We start from the raw sequence: 14768 nt of genomic DNA on the forward strand, positions 1-14768 counted from the left end.
CATGCCTGCTCGCGGCAAGTTGTCGGACCGTCGTGGTTGCATGCGGACCATGGCATTGCAGTGGGGTCAGCAGGCGTGCGAGGTGCTGCAACCCGGGTCGCACGGACAGGTGCGCATTCTCGGTGGGCCCGGGACCGGTAAGAGCACCCTGCTGATCGAGGCCGCGATCGCCTACATTGCCGCCGGAGTCGCGCCGGAATCTGTTCTGCTGCTCAGTGGTTCGGGCCGGGTCGGCATGCGCGAACGCAGCGCGCTGACCCGGGCGATGCTGGGATCGAGCACGACGGCGGCCGTGCGTGAACCGTTGGTGCGCACGCTGCACAGCTACGCCTACGCCGTGCTGCGGCGGGCCGCGGAACGGGCCGGCGGACCCCCGCCACGACTGCTCACCAGCGCCGAACAGGACGCCATCATCCGGGAACTGTTGGCCGGCGACGCTGAAGACGGCAACCGGTGGCCCGAGCACCTGCTACCCGCCCTGCGCACCGCCGGATTCGCCAACGAACTGCGAAACCTGTTGGCGCGCTGCGCGGAACGCGGCCTCGACCCTCAGCAACTGGAGCGACTGGGACGTCGCTGCGGACGCCCGGAGTGGGCCGCGGCCGGTGAGTTCGCCCGCCAGTACGAACAGGTGATGTTGTTGCGGGCGGCCGTCGGTACGGCGGCACCGCAGGCGACGGCGCCGGCGCTGGCCGCCGCCGAGTTGGTCGGCGCCGCACTGGAGGCCCTGGCGGTCGACCCGGAGTTGCTGGCCGCCGAGCGTGCCCGGGTCCGGGTGCTGCTGGTGGACGACGCCCAGCAACTCGATCCGCAAGCGGCGCAATTGGTTCGGGTGCTAGCGGTCGGCGCCGACACCGCGCTGATCGCGGGCGATCCGAATCAGGCGGTCTTCGGCTTCCGGGGTGGCGAGCCGGCCGGGCTGCTCGGTGTCGAGGGTCCCTCGGTGACATTGACGACGTCCCACCGCTGCGGCCCTGCCGTCGCCCGCGCCGTCAGTGGCATCGCCGGTCGGTTGCCCGGCGCCAGTGCCGGCAGACGCATCGAGGGCACCGGTGACGTGGAGGGGGCGGTCACCGCGCGCCTGGCCGCCTCGGCGCATGCGGAGGCCGCGCTGATCGCCGACACCTTGCGCCGCGCACACCTTGTCGACGGCGTGCCGTGGTCGCAGATGGCGGTGATCGTCCGGTCGGTGCCGCGTGCGGGCGCCCGGCTGCCCCGTGCGCTTGCCGCCGCCGGCGTCCCGGTGGCGATACCCCCGACCGGCGGGTCGCTGTCGGAAGAGCCGGCGGTTCGCACGCTGCTCACCGTCCTGGCCGCCACTGCCGACGGGCTGGACGGCGACCAGGCACTGGCGTTGCTGTCTGGGCCGATCGGCCGGGTGGACCCGGTTTCGCTGCGCCAGCTGCGGAGGGCCTTGCGGCGTGGTCGGCCGGATACCTTTGCCGACCTGCTGGTGGAGACGCTGACGGGAGACGAGCCGTTGTCCGGCCCGCATTCCAGCGCGCTGCGACGGGTGCGTGCTGTATTGGCCGCCGCCGCCCGGTGTCACCGCAATGGGGACGACCCGCGGTACACCCTGTGGGCGGCGTGGCACCGCAGCGGCCTGCAGCGCCGATGGCTGGCCGCGATCGAGCGGGGTGGCCCGGCCGCGGCCCAGGCCACCCGGGACCTGGAAGTGGTTACCGCGCTGTTCGACGTCACCGACGCCTATGTCTCGCGCACCTCGGGGGCGTCGCTGCGCGGACTCCTCGAGCACGTCGAGGCGCTGCGACTGCCACCCGCCAGCCGTGATTCGGGTTGCCAGACCGAGCAGGTCAAGGTGCTAAGCGCGCACGCGGCCCTGGGCCAGGAATGGGATGTGGTGGTCATCGCCGGATTGCAGGAGGGATTGTGGCCCAACACAGTTCCGCGCGGCGGCGTGCTGGCCACCCAGCGGTTGCTCGACGAACTCGACGGCGTCACCGGTGACGCGTCGGTCCGGGCGCCGCTGCTGGCCGAGGAGCGCCGGTTGCTGGTCGCCGCGATGGGCCGGGCCAGGCGGAAGTTGCTGGTGACGGCGATCGACAGCGACGCCGGCGGCAGTGCAGGCGAGGCCGCGTTGCCGTCACCCTTTTTCGCCGAGATCGCACACTTCGATGACGACGAAAAGGGGCTGCAGCAGCCTGTCAGCGCGCCCCGCCTGCTGTCGACCGCGGCCGTGGTGGGCCGGTTGCGGTCGGTGGTTTGCGCCCCCGACGGCGCTGTTGAGGAGGACGTTCGTTCCTGTGCGGCAACACAATTGGCCCGCCTGGCCGAGGCCGGGGTGCCCGGCGCCGATCCTGCCGCGTGGCACGGATTGGTCCCGGTCAGCACCAACGCTCCGCTGTGCGGCAGTGACGATGTCGTCACGCTGACGCCGTCCACCCTGCAGACCCTGACCGACTGCCCGCTGCGCTGGCTGGCCGAGCGGCATGGTGGCACCAACCCGCGCGAGTTGCGCTCGGCGATCGGTTCGATGGTGCACGCACTGATCGCCGAACCCGGCAAGACGGAATCGCAGCTGTTGGCCGACTTGGACCGGGCGTGGCGACACCTGCCGTTCGACGCTGAGTGGCATTCGGCCAACGAACTGAGCCGGCACCGCGCCATGATTCAGGCGTTCGTCGAGTGGCGCACGCAGACGCGTACCGACCTGACCGAGGTCGGCGTCGAAATCGGTGTCGACGGAGTCCTGGAAACACCACGCAGCGACGGAGGGCAGGTCCGGTTGCGCGGCCGCGTCGACCGTCTCGAACGCGACGCCGCTGGCCGCCTGGTGATCGTCGACGTCAAGACGGGAAAGACGCCGGTCAGCAAGGACGAAGCCCAGCAGCACGCCCAGTTGGCGATGTATCAACTGGCCATCGCCGAGGGCATGATCGCCGCCGGTAACGAACCCGGCGGAGCCCGGCTGGTCTATCCCGGTAAGACCGGCGCGACGGGTGCGACCCAGCGCGAGCAGGATCCGCTCACCCCGCAGGCCGGCGAGCATTGGCGCGAGCTGATCCGGCAGGCCGCCGAGGCGACGGCCGGCCCGCAGTTCCTCGCCCGCCGCAACGACGGCTGTTCGCACTGTCCGCTGCGGCCGTCCTGCCCCGCCCACGACGGGTGCGCTTCGTGAGCCCGCGCTACAGCCCTGCTGAATTAGCCAGCGCGCTGGGCGTTTTCCCACCCACCGAGGAACAGGCGGCGGTCATCGCGGCACCGCCGGGCCCGCTGGTCGTGATCGCCGGCGCCGGGGCCGGCAAGACCGAGACCATGGCAGCGCGCGTGGTGTGGCTGGTCGCCAACGGCTACGCCGAACCCGGACAGGTGCTCGGGCTGACCTTCACCCGCAAGGCCGCAGGTCAGCTGTTGCGCCGGGTACGGTCACGGCTGGCGCGCCTGTCCGGCGTGGGCGTAGGGCCGGGTGACGGGACGCCGGCGGTCAGCACCTACCACGCATTCGCGGGTTCGCTGCTCCGGGAATTCGGCCTGCTGCTGCCCGTGGAACCCGACACCAGATTGCTCACCGAGACCGAGCTGTGGCAGCTGGCATTCGATGTCGTCAACGGCTATCCGGGCCGACTGGAGACCGAGAAAACCCCGGCCGCCGTCACCGCGCTGGTGCTGCGGTTGTGGGGGCAGCTCACCGAACACCTGGTGAGCACCGACCAGCTCCGCGACACCCACGTGGAGCTGGAGAGGCTGGTGCACACCCTGCCTGCCGGACCGCACCAACGCGCAAGCGGTCCTAACCAGTCGTTGCTGCGGATGCTGGCGACCCAGACTCAGCGCGCCGAATTGGTGCCGCTGCTGGATGCGCTGGCCGAGCGCATGCACGCGGACAAGGTGATGGACTTCGGCATGCAGATGGCCTCTGCGGCGCGGCTGGCGGCGACCTTTCCGCAAGTGGGTCAGGACCTGCGCAGCCGCTACCGGGTGGTGCTGCTCGACGAGTACCAGGACACCGGGCACTCGCAGCGCATCGCCTTGTCGTCGCTGTTCGGCGGCGGTGTCGACGATGAGCTGGCGTTGACGGCGGTCGGCGACCCGATTCAGTCGATCTACGGCTGGCGCGGCGCCTCGGCGACCAACCTGCCGCGGTTCACCACCGACTTCCCGCTGTCCGACGGGTCGCCGGCGCCGACGCTGGAGCTGCGGACCAGCTGGCGCAATCCGCCCCGCACGTTGCACCTGGCCAACGCGATCTCCGCGGAGGCACGGCGGCGCTCGGTCGCCGTCCGCCCGCTGCGCCCGCGCCCGGACGCCCCGCCCGGCACGGTCCGCTGCGCGCTGCTGCCCGACGTGGTGGCCGAACGGGATTGGATCGCCGACCACCTGCGGGAGCACTATCGTCAGGCCGACGACGAGGGGGCCGCCCCGCCCACGGCCGCGGTCCTGGTGCGCCGCAACGCCGATGCCGCTCCCGTCGCCGACGCGCTGCGCGCCCGCGGAATCCCGGTGGAAGTCGTCGGTTTGGCGGGCCTGCTGGCGGTTCCGGAGGTCGCCGACGTGGTGGCCATGTTGCGCCTGGTCGCCGACCCGACCGCCGGCGCGGCCGCGATGCGGGTGCTCAGCGGCCCGCGCTGGCGCCTCGGCGGCCGGGATATCGCCGCCTTGTGGCGGCGCGCTCAAGAGTTGGGCGGCGCCGCTCGAGCATCCGAACCGCTGTCGGCCGAGTCGATCGCCAAGGCAACCGGCCCGGACACCGACGTCGCTTGCCTGGCCGATGCCATCTCCGACCCCGGCCCGGCCGGCGGGTACTCGCCCGCCGGCTATCAGCGCATCGCCGCGCTGGCCGCCGAACTCACCGCGCTACGCGGGCATCTGGGCTACTCGCTGCCAGACCTGGTCGCCGAGGTACGCCGCGTCGTGGGGGTGGACTGCGAGGTCCGGGCCACCGCCACCGGGCAATGGTCCGGCGCCGAGCATCTCGACGCCTTCGCCGACGAGGTCGTCGGGTACGCCGAACGAGGCGGTGCGGCGGCCAAGGCCTCGGTGGCCGGCCTGCTCGCCTATCTCGACGTCGCTGCGGAGGTGGAGAACGGTTTGACGCCCGCCCAGCCCCTCGCCGCCCGCGACCGGGTGCAGGTGCTCACGGTGCACGCCGCCAAGGGCCTGGAATGGCAGGTGGTGGCGGTCGCGCACCTGTCCGGTGGGACATTCCCGTCGAATGCATCGCGAAGCAGTTGGCTCACCGACGCCGGCGAACTGCCGCCGCTGCTGTGCGGTGACCGCGCCGCCGCCGGCGCGCTCGGCATCCCGGTCCTGGACACCTCGGCCGTTACCAACCGAAAGCAGTTGTCGGACAAGATCTCCGAGCACCGCGCCCAGCTCGATCAGCGACGTGTCGACGAGGAACGCCGGCTGCTCTACGTGGGTGTCACCCGGGCTGAGGACACCCTGCTGGTATCCGGGCACCACTGGGGCGCCACCGGGCTCAAGCCGCGCGGGCCATCGGAATTCCTGTGTGAACTCAAGGACATCATCGAAGGATCCGAGCAATCCGGCCAACCCTGCGGGATCGTCGAGCAGTGGGCCGCGCCGCCTGCCGATGGTGAGCGAAACCCATTGCAGGACAACGTTATCGAAGCGGTCTGGCCCGTTGACCCGTTGTCGCGGCGGCGGGCCGACGTCGAGCGCGGCGCCGCGCTGGTCAACGAGGTCAAGGCTGCGGGGGCCGAAGCCCCCACCGACGTCACCCCCGCTGACGCCGAAGGCTGGGCTGCCGACGCCGAAGGCTGGGCCGCCGACGTCGACGCGCTGCTGGCCGAGCGGGCGCGGGTGGCCCGGCCGCCGGAGCGTGAGTTGCCGAGCCAGCTGTCGGTCAGTGGCCTGGTGGAGCTGGCGCGAGACCCCGACGCGGCGGTGCAACGGCTGATCTATCGGCTCCCCACCCGTCCGGATCCACATGCGTTGCTGGGCAACGCCTTTCACTCCTGGGTGCAGCAGTTCTACGGGGCCGAGCTGCTGTTCGACCTGGGCGATCTGCCCGGCGCGGCCGACTCCGACGTAGGCGACCCGCAGGAGCTGGACGCCTTGCAACAGGCATTCGCCGCCTCGCCCTGGGCGGCCCGTACCCCGATCGCGGTCGAGGTGCCGTTCGAGATGCCGATCGGTGACACCGTGGTGCGCGGGCGCATCGACGCGGTGTTCGCCGACCCGGACGGGGGCGTCACGGTCGTGGACTGGAAGACCGGTGAGCCGCCGCGCGGCCTCGAGGCCAGGCGCCACGCGGCGGTCCAATTGGCGGTGTACCGGTTGGCGTGGGCGGCCCTGCAGGGTTGCCCCGAATCGTCGGTGCGTACCGCGTTCTACTACGTCCGCAGCGGGACCACCGTCATGCCTGATCAGCTGCCTGATGCCGACGAGTTGACCCTGCTGCTGGCCGACTCCGGTCGCCCCAGCCGCGCCTGATCGTGGTTACATGACTCCCGTGGCGAAGGGGAGTTGGCGGCGGCTGCGGCGTCTCGACGAGAGGCTGACCGTCCAGCCCAGTTACGCGCTTGTCGGCGTCCTGCGGATCCCGCAGGGCCACGCCAGTCCCGCCCGCATCATCTCCCGCCGGATAACTATCGCCCTGGTGGCGCTGTTCGTCGGCGCCGTCACCGTGTACCTCGACCGCGACGGCTACCACGACGCGCGCGGCGAGAGCATCACCTTCCTGGACTGCCTGTACTACTCGGCGGTGACGTTGTCGACGACCGGCTACGGCGACATCACCCCGGTCTCCGAGTTCGCGCGTGCGACGAACGTTTTGATCATCACGCCGCTGCGCATCGCCTTCCTGATCTTGCTGGTCGGCACGACGCTCGAGGTCGTCACCGAAACATCGCGGCAGGCTTTCAAGATCCAGCGTTGGAGGAGCAGAGTGCGCAACCACACCGTCGTCATCGGTTACGGCACCAAGGGCAAGACGGCGATCAGCGCCATGCTCAGCGACGAGGTGCCACCCGGGGAGATCGTCGTCGTCGACACCGACCGGACGGCCCTGGAGCGAGCCGCGTCCGCCGGCCTGGTCACCGTGCACGGTGACGCCACCAAATCCGACGTGCTGCGGTTGGCGGGCGTGCAGCACGCCGCCTCGATCGTCGTCGCTGCCAACCGCGATGACACCGCGGTGCTGGTCACGCTGACCGCGCGGGAGATCTCACCCAAGGCCAAGATCGTCGCCTCCATCCGTGAGGCTGAGAATCAGCATCTGCTGCAGCAGTCCGGGGCCGACTCGGTGGTGGTGTCTTCGGAGACCGCCGGCCGGCTGCTCGGTCTTGCCACCACCACCCCGAGCGTCGTGCAGATGATCGAGGACCTGCTGACTCCGGACCAGGGGCTGGCCATCGCCGAACGCGAGGTGGAGCAGTCCGAGGTAGGCGGGTCGCCCCGGCATCTGCGCGACATCGTGCTGGGTGTGGTCCGCGGCGGGCAGTTGCTCCGCATCGGCGCCCCTGAGGTGGACGCCATCGAGGCGGGCGACCGGTTGCTCTACGTCCGTCACATCGCAGAAGAACGATAGGACCGCACGTGGACTTCCGGCTGCGTGATATTCCGCTGCTGTCGCGCGTCGGTGCCGATCGCGCCGACCAACTGCGTACCGACATCGACGCCGCCGCGGCCGGGTGGGCTCACGCGGCCCTGCTGCGCGTCGATTCCCGCAACCAGGTGCTGGCCGCCGACGGCAAAGTGGTGCTCGGCGCGGCGGCCGCGCTGGGCGACAAGCCGCCCCCGGAAGCGGTGTTCCTGGGGCGTATCGAAGGCGACCGCCATGTCTGGGCGATCCGCGGCCCGCTGCATCCACCTGACGATTCCGACGTCGAGGTGCTGGATCTGCGCAGGCTCGGACGGATCATCGACGACACCAGCAGCCAACTCGTGTCCTCGGCGCTGGCACTGCTCAATTGGCACGACAGCGCCCGATTCAGCCCCGTCGACGGCACGCCCACCAAAGCGGCCCGCGCCGGCTGGGCGCGCGTCAACCCGCTCACCGGCCACGAAGAGTTTCCCCGCATCGACCCGGCGGTGATCTGCCTGGTCCACGACGGCGGCGACCGCGCGGTACTGGCCCGCCAGACGGTCTGGCCGCAGCGGATGTTCTCACTGCTGGCCGGATTCGTCGAAGCCGGTGAGTCGTTCGAAGTCTGCGTCGCCCGCGAGATCCGTGAGGAGATCGGCCTGACCGTCACGGACGTGCGCTACCTCGGCAGCCAGCCCTGGCCCTTCCCGCGCTCGCTGATGGTCGGATTCCATGCCGTGGGCGACCCGGACGAACCGTTTTCGTTCAACGACGGCGAGATCGCCGAGGCGGCCTGGTTCACCCGCGACGAGATCCGCGCGGCTCTGGAGGCCGGTGACTGGTCCAGCGGGTCGGAGTCGAAACTGCTACTGCCGGGCTCGATTTCGATCGCCCGGGTGATCATCGAGTCCTGGGCTGAAACGGACTGACGAGCGCCTATTTGATCCGGTCGCAGATGTTGTCCAGGATCGTGCTGGCGATCCGTTCCGCGGGCTCGATACCCAGCACGCCGACCGACATCAACACCGACTTGCGGGCCCGGTACTGGTGACTCCACCCGTTGTCGGTGATCCGCAGACTCATCGGGTCCGGCTTGTCCAGCTTGAAGGCGTACTTCGGGTCGTTCAGCGCGACGCACGCGTTCAGTGAGGCTTCCAACTGGTCGAGAGCCGAGCGGGCCGCCTGCGCATCCGGGTAGATCGCGACGGCCTGGCTGACCGAGTCCTTCATGGTGCGGCCGCCCGGGTCGAGGTCATCGGTCACCCCGCTGTAGCCGGCGCTGCGGAATTCGGTCCAGCCGCTGGCGAAGGTGAGATCGCTGGTGCCGGCGGCCCGGCAGGGTCCGGGTGCGTTGACGTCACCGGCCGGTGGATGGTTCAGGTTCGCATGCGCGTGCGTCGTGAGTTCTTCGTAGTTGGCGATGCGACGCACGTCTTCGACGCTGACGATCAGCGCGTCGACTCCGGTGGCTGCCGACGTGCTGGGAGCTGCCGGGGTGCTGCGGTGCGAGCACGCGGTCACCGCGGCGAGCGCACAGAGCACGACAAAAACCGCCCGCCGGACCAGCGCCCCTGCCATGGTCCTTATCGTAAGCGCGACCGGACACGGGAGTCCGCACCAATCGGACGCCCGTGTCGGCGCCCCGCGTCATCCCGGGTCAGCCCGCGAGCTTCGCCTTGACCTCGCCGGCGCTCGGATTGGTCATGGTCGACCCGTCGGCGAACTTCACGGTCGGCACCGTGCGGTTGCCGCCGTTGACGGAGCTGACGAATTCCGCGGCCGCGGAATCCTGTTCGATGTCGACCTCGTCATAGGCGATGCCCTGAGCCTTCAGCGCCGTCTTGAGCCGGAAGCAGTAGCCACACCAGCTGGTGGTGTACATGGTCAGCGCAGCATTGGTCATGACTCGATAACGTAGCCCGCCGATGAACCATTCCAGTCTCGGCCCGCCGACAACCGCGACACGCCCGGTTTGTCGGCAGGCACTGCCAAGATGGACGGCATGCCGGTGATGGCCGATCCCTTGATTGCAGGGCTGGACGACGAGCAGCGCGAAGCGGTGCTGGCCCCGCGCGGCCCGGTCTGTGTGCTGGCGGGTGCCGGCACCGGCAAGACGCGCACCATCACGCATCGCATCGCCCAGCTCGTGGCGAGTGGTCACGTCTCCGCCGGTCAGGTGCTGGCGGTCACCTTCACCCAGCGCGCGGCGGGTGAGATGCGGTCGCGGCTCCGCGCGCTGGACGCGGCGGCGCAGAACGGCTCGCGTGTCGACGCCGTGCAGGCGCTCACCTTCCATGCCGCCGCGCACCGTCAGCTGCGTTACTTCTGGCCCCGCGTGGTCGGCAACACCCGCTGGGAACTGCTCGATACCAAGTTCGCCGTCGTCGCCCGCGCGGCCAGCCGGTGCCGGTTCAACGTCAGCACCGACGACGTGCGCGACCTGGCCGGCGAGATCGAGTGGGCCAAGGCGTCGCTGATCACGCCCGAGCAGTACGCGGCAGCGGTGGCGGGTGCCGGCCGGGACACCCCGCTGGACGCCGAGAAGGTGGTGGCCGTCTACACCGCTTATGAGGCGCTCAAGGTCCGCGACGAGGACGTCACCCTGCTGGACTTCGACGACCTGCTGCTGCACACCGCCGCGGCGATCGAGAACGACGCCGCGGTGGCCGGCGAATTCCGGGACCGGTACCGCTGCTTCGTCGTCGACGAGTACCAGGACGTCACCCCGCTGCAGCAGCGGGTCCTGTCGGCCTGGCTCGGTGACCGTGACGATCTGACCGTCGTCGGCGACGCCAACCAGACCATCTACTCGTTCACCGGCGCCTCCCCGCGCTTCCTGCTGGACTTCTCGCGGCGCTTCCCGGACGCGACGGTGGTGCGGCTGGAACGCGACTACCGGTCCACCCCGCAGGTCGTCTCGCTGGCCAACCAGGTGATCGCCGCCGCCCGGGGCCGCGTCGCGGGCAGCAAGCTGCAGCTGATCGGCCAGCGCGAGCCCGGCCCGGCGCCGTCGTTCCGGGAGCATCCCGACGAGCACACCGAGGCCGCCGCGGTCGCGGCCTCCATCGCCCAGCTGATCGAAAACGGTACTGCGCCTTCGGAAATCGCGATCCTGTATCGGGTCAATGCGCAGTCCGAGGTCTACGAAGAGGCGCTGACCGAGGCCGGCATCGCCTACCAGGTCCGGGGCGGAGAGGGTTTCTTCAACCGCCAGGAGATCAAGCAGGCGCTGCTCGCGCTGCAGCGTGCGGCCGACCGCGGCGCCGACGGCGCGGTGGCAGACGTGGTTCGCGGTGTGCTGGAGCCACTCGGGCTGACGACCGAGCCACCCGCCGGCACCAAGGCCCGCGACCGTTGGGAAGCGCTGACCGCACTGGCCGAACTGGTCGACGACGAGCTGGCCCAGCGCCCCGGGCTGGAGCTGCCGGGCCTGGTGTCCGAGCTGCGGTTGCGGGCCGATTCCCGGCACCCACCGGTGGTGCAGGGCGTCACCCTGGCGTCGCTGCACGCCGCCAAGGGTCTCGAGTGGGACGCCGTGTTTCTCGTCGGCCTGGCCGACGGCACGCTACCCATTTCCCACGCATTGGCGCACGGCCCCGACAGCGAGCCGGTCGAGGAAGAACGCCGGCTGCTCTATGTCGGAATCACCAGGGCGAGAATGCATTTGGCGCTCAGTTGGGCATTGGCGCGGTCCCAGGGCGGCCGGCAGAGCCGCAAGCCGTCGCGGTTTCTCAACGGCATCGCCCCCCAGACCCGCGTAGAGGCCGCGCCCGGCAAGTCGCGGCGCAACAAGGGTCCGGCGCGCTGCCGGGTCTGCAACAAGGATCTTTCGACGCCGGCGGCCATCATGCTCCGGCGCTGCGAAAGCTGCGCGGGCGATGTCGACGAGGATCTGCTGCTGCAGCTCAAAGACTGGCGCCTGGCGGCGGCTAAAGAACAGAACGTGCCGGCGTACATCGTGTTCAGCGACAACACCCTGATCGCGATCGCCGAGTTGCGGCCCACCGACGACGCGTCGCTGATCGCGATTCCAGGCATCGGGGCCCGCAAGCTCGAGCAGTACGGGCCAGAGGTGCTCGAACTGATCCGCCAAGCCCGCTGAAACGGCATTTCCGCAGGTCAGAAAATCGGTTGCCGTCTCCGCTGGTAGCATCTACTCTCGTAACCGCACTTTGCTGGCTGTCAGTAGCGAACACGGAAGGAGGGTGGCTCCCGATGATCAACGTCAACGTGTACGGCGTACACGCCGCCGCCCGCCATGCCGCCGCTACCCCGGCGGCCGCGGGCAAGCACCGCGTCGCCGCCGCGACTGAAGCGTCCGTGAGGCTCTACGTGAAGACGTAACCAGCCGAGTTTCGCCTAATGGCCACGGACCCGAAGTCACCAGGATCCGTGGCCATCATTGTCTCAGCAGACAACTACCTGGTCCGGATCACAGAGACAGCCAACCGACCAGGAAGCAGGTGAAAGGACATGTCGGCACTGACAGTCCCTAGACGGACGCAGCCGACCCTGCCGTGTCATGCCGGTGATCCCGACCTTTGGTTTGCCGAGACTCCGGCCGACCTCGAACGCGCGAAGACGCTGTGCGTGCACTGCCCGGTGCGGCGCCAGTGCCTGGCCGCGGCTCTGGAACGAGCCGAGCCGTGGGGTGTGTGGGGCGGCGAGATCTTCGAGCGCGGCTCGGTTGTCGGACGTAAGCGTCCGCGTGGGCGGCCCCGCAAAGAGGCTGCCTGACAGGCGATTACGACGACGGCTTAAACGACGGCTTAAACGACGACGGCGTCCGGCTCGGCGAAGCCGGGGATCAATTCCTCGGAGAGGGCCTTGATCGGGACGTGCGCGTCCAGCTGGCACAGGATGGCGGCCACCGATGCGATCACCCGCATCGGGATCGCCAACTTGGGGGGTAGGTCCATCTGGCGCGCCGTCTTGATCTGGGCCACCGAGCGGTCGAACTGGCTGACCGTCATCCGCTGCAGCCACTTACGGGTGTAGTGGAACACGTCGACCTCGATCGGTTCGACGTACTGGCGCAGCATCTCGTCGATCTCGCGGACCGATACCTGCTGGCCCTTCTGGATGAATCCGACCTTCTCCATGGTCGGCAGCAACAGGTCGTAGTTCTTGTCCCGGGCCAACCGGATGGTCATGCCGAGCTCGATGGGGTAGCCGCCGGGCAGCGGCGCGACCGCGCCGAAGTCGATGACGCCCATCCGCCCGTCGGGCAGCAGCATGAAGTTGCCTGGGTGGGCGTCGCCATGCAGCATCTCCAACCGGCGCGGCGCGTCGAAGGTGAGCTCCAGCAGCCGATTGCCGATCAGGTCGCGTTCCTCGGGGGTGCCGTGCCGGATGATCTCGGCCATGTGCTTGCCGTCGATCCATTCCTGGATCACCACCTTCGGCGCGCTGGCCACCACGTGCGGTACCGCGAAGTGGGGGTGGCCCTCATACGCTTTGGCGAACTTGCGCTGGTTGTCGGCCTCGAGCCGGTAGTCCAGCTCCATCTCGGTGCGTTCGATCAGCTCGTCGACGACGCCCTGCACATCGGCGCCGGGGGAGAGCTGCTTGAACACCCCGACCATGCGTTGCATCGTCTTGAGGTCGGCCCGCAGTGCCTCGTCGGCGCCCGGGTACTGGATCTTGACGGCCACCTCGCGGCCATCGGACCAGACGGCCTTGTGCACCTGGCCGATGCTGGCGGAGGCGACGGGCGTGTCGTTGAACGAACTGAAGCGCTCCCGCCACTTGGTGCCCAGTTGGGCGTCGAGCACCCGGTGCACCTTGGCCGCGGGCAGCGGCGGAGCGTCCTTCTGCAACTTGGTCAGAGCTTCGCGATACGGCTCACCGAACTGCTCGGGAATGGCCGCTTCCATCACTGAAAGCGCCTGGCCCACCTTCATCGCGCCGCCCTTGAGCTCGCCCAAGACGGTGAACAGCTGGTTGGCCGCCTTCTCCATCAGCTCGGCGTTGACTTCGTCCTTCGACTTACCGGTCAGCCGCTTGCCGAAGCCCAGAGCCGCCCGGCCGGCCATGCCGACCGGCAGGCTGGCGAGCTTTGCATTGCGGGCCGCGCGGCCGCGCTTGATGTCTGACACATACCCATCATCCACGACGCCCACCGCATCGTCTGCATCGAATTGAGTCAGCGTTCTTTTCCGATCTGTACTCTCGTCGGGTCGCGCATCCGTGTGACGCTTCGATTTCCACGTCCGGAGGGTGGACCGCAACAGCCATGGCAGCCAAACAAACGCAGCACGACGCCGCCGACGCCTTGTTCCGAGCGATCATCGAGACGTTGGACAAGCACCGGAACGAGCGCACCCTGACCGAGGACGTGCTGGACACCCTCGGCCGGGCGTATGCGTCGATCTCGACCTGCATTCCGGAGCAGGGCCGGCTCGGCTAACACGGACACAGCGGATGGCGGGTCCACGGCCGGGCCAGGATCGTGCTGGCCTGTAGGTCCAATTCCAGGGTGGCGTTGAGCGCCGCCGGCGGATCGCGATGCTGCCCGCGAACCGCCGCAACGACCTGATTGACCTGGCTCAGCGCCAGAGCCGCGGTCGCCAGCAGGGTGGCCCGGTCGGCGACCCCGATGGTGTCGCGCAGCTGGGCCGCGATCGCCGGCCAGGCCGCGTCGCGGTCACGCCGGTGCAGGTCGGCGCACCCCAGGCAGCTGGTCGTCCCGGGCAGGACCAGCGGCCCCACCAGGCCGGTGCCGTCGCGGACCCGGACCGGAAGGTGCGGGACTCCTGCCCTTTGCAGGTCGCGCACCATGCGCGGATCGGCCACCAGGTAGTCCGTCAACACCACCAGATCAGCGGTTGCCGTCGTCACCATCGCATGGGGCTGGCTGCTGTGCCCGGTCCGGACGCCCGAGGAGCGCAGGGCCGTTACCAGCAGGTCCGACAGCGGCCCCCGCCCGTGCACCCGGATCGATGCGGTCCGCCCGGATGAGTTGCCGTCCCCGCGGGTGGCCACGCCGGCCTCGACCAGCCCGGCGACCAGATCCGTCAGGTCAGCACCCGCCTGGCGCTGCAACTCGGTGAGCGACACCGGCGAGCGCATGGACCGCAGCAGCGCAGCCAGATTCGGCGCGGTCAGGTCACCGGGGGGACGGACCAGGACGGCGCGCCGGGGATGCCAGCCCACCTGCACCACACCGTCGGGCCGCAACAGCACCGGCATCGCGGGGTCCAGGGCGTACAAGCTTGCGGAGGCCGGGGCCATGAGGTGTCACGGTGCCAGGCCGGGC

The 14768-nt window shown here is 69.7% G+C and carries 12 protein-coding genes; 8 read left to right on the forward strand and 4 right to left on the reverse strand.

Features of this window, described 5'->3' with window-relative positions; all coding sequences use genetic code 11:
- Positions 1–49: 49 nt before the first annotated feature.
- From C0J29_RS07595 to nudC, 4 genes are read left to right on the forward strand one after another with little or no spacing between them, the layout of a single operon-like run.
- The gene (locus tag C0J29_RS07595) at positions 50–3139 is read left to right on the forward strand and encodes an ATP-dependent helicase (RefSeq protein ID WP_120794617.1); all 3090 of its coding nucleotides are present in this window, start codon (positions 50–52) and stop codon (positions 3137–3139) included.
- Positions 3136–6417: an ATP-dependent helicase gene (locus C0J29_RS07600; protein WP_120794618.1), complete on the forward strand. Its 3282-nt coding sequence runs from the start codon at positions 3136–3138 to the stop codon at positions 6415–6417. Before C0J29_RS07595 ends, C0J29_RS07600 begins: the two co-directional genes overlap by 4 nt.
- Positions 6418–6427: 10 nt before the next feature.
- Complete coding sequence (locus C0J29_RS07605) at positions 6428–7513, forward strand: potassium channel family protein (protein WP_120791919.1); 1086 nt, start codon at positions 6428–6430, stop codon at positions 7511–7513.
- The gene (gene nudC, locus C0J29_RS07610) at positions 7510–8439 is read left to right on the forward strand and encodes an NAD(+) diphosphatase (RefSeq protein ID WP_120791920.1); all 930 of its coding nucleotides are present in this window, start codon (positions 7510–7512) and stop codon (positions 8437–8439) included. Before C0J29_RS07605 ends, nudC begins: the two co-directional genes overlap by 4 nt.
- Before the next feature lie 7 nt (positions 8440–8446).
- Here the strand turns inward: nudC and C0J29_RS07615 are convergent, their stop codons facing one another.
- Entirely contained in the window at positions 8447–9088 is a 642-nt protein-coding gene (locus C0J29_RS07615; RefSeq protein ID WP_120791921.1) for a sensor domain-containing protein, read from the reverse strand.
- A 79-nt stretch (positions 9089–9167) separates the two neighbouring features.
- On the reverse strand, positions 9168–9413 hold the full coding sequence (mrx1, locus tag C0J29_RS07620; RefSeq protein WP_055577379.1) for a mycoredoxin Mrx1: 246 nt from the start codon (positions 9411–9413) through the stop codon (positions 9168–9170).
- 99 nt (positions 9414–9512) lie between these two features.
- Between mrx1 and C0J29_RS07625 the strand changes: the two genes are divergently transcribed.
- The 3 genes from C0J29_RS07625 to C0J29_RS07630 all read left to right on the forward strand — a co-directional run bounded on the left by C0J29_RS07625 (position 9513) and on the right by C0J29_RS07630 (position 12247).
- Positions 9513–11612 carry an ATP-dependent DNA helicase UvrD2 gene (locus C0J29_RS07625; protein WP_162951405.1) on the forward strand — a complete coding sequence of 700 codons (2100 nt, stop codon included), beginning with the start codon at positions 9513–9515 and terminating at the stop codon, positions 11610–11612.
- Positions 11613–11725: 113 nt separating this feature from the next.
- Positions 11726–11854 (forward strand): hypothetical protein, encoded by a 129-nt coding sequence (locus C0J29_RS34355; protein WP_269323468.1) that lies wholly within the window; start codon positions 11726–11728, stop codon positions 11852–11854.
- Positions 11855–11983: 129 nt separating this feature from the next.
- Complete coding sequence (locus C0J29_RS07630; protein ID WP_082658488.1) at positions 11984–12247, forward strand: WhiB family transcriptional regulator; 264 nt, start codon at positions 11984–11986, stop codon at positions 12245–12247.
- A gap of 32 nt (positions 12248–12279) precedes the next feature.
- On the opposite strand, the gene C0J29_RS07635 is transcribed toward C0J29_RS07630, so the two are convergent.
- Positions 12280–13623, reverse strand: coding sequence for a macrolide-binding ATPase MABP-1 (locus tag C0J29_RS07635; protein WP_055577380.1), 1344 nt, complete (start codon positions 13621–13623; stop codon positions 12280–12282).
- Between the two features lie 122 nt (positions 13624–13745).
- On the opposite strand from C0J29_RS07635, the gene C0J29_RS07640 reads away from it, so the two are divergent.
- Positions 13746–13919, forward strand: a complete 174-nt coding sequence (locus C0J29_RS07640; RefSeq protein ID WP_120791923.1) for a hypothetical protein — start codon at positions 13746–13748, stop codon at positions 13917–13919.
- Here the strand turns inward: C0J29_RS07640 and C0J29_RS07645 are convergent.
- A complete protein-coding gene (locus tag C0J29_RS07645) occupies positions 13916–14743 on the reverse strand; it encodes a TOMM precursor leader peptide-binding protein (protein WP_197748196.1) in 828 nt (275 codons plus the stop codon). The genes C0J29_RS07640 and C0J29_RS07645 overlap by 4 nt on opposite strands.
- Positions 14744–14768 lie beyond the last annotated feature (25 nt).

This window comes from Mycobacterium paragordonae, assembly GCF_003614435.1.
Taxonomy (GTDB): domain Bacteria; phylum Actinomycetota; class Actinomycetes; order Mycobacteriales; family Mycobacteriaceae; genus Mycobacterium; species Mycobacterium paragordonae.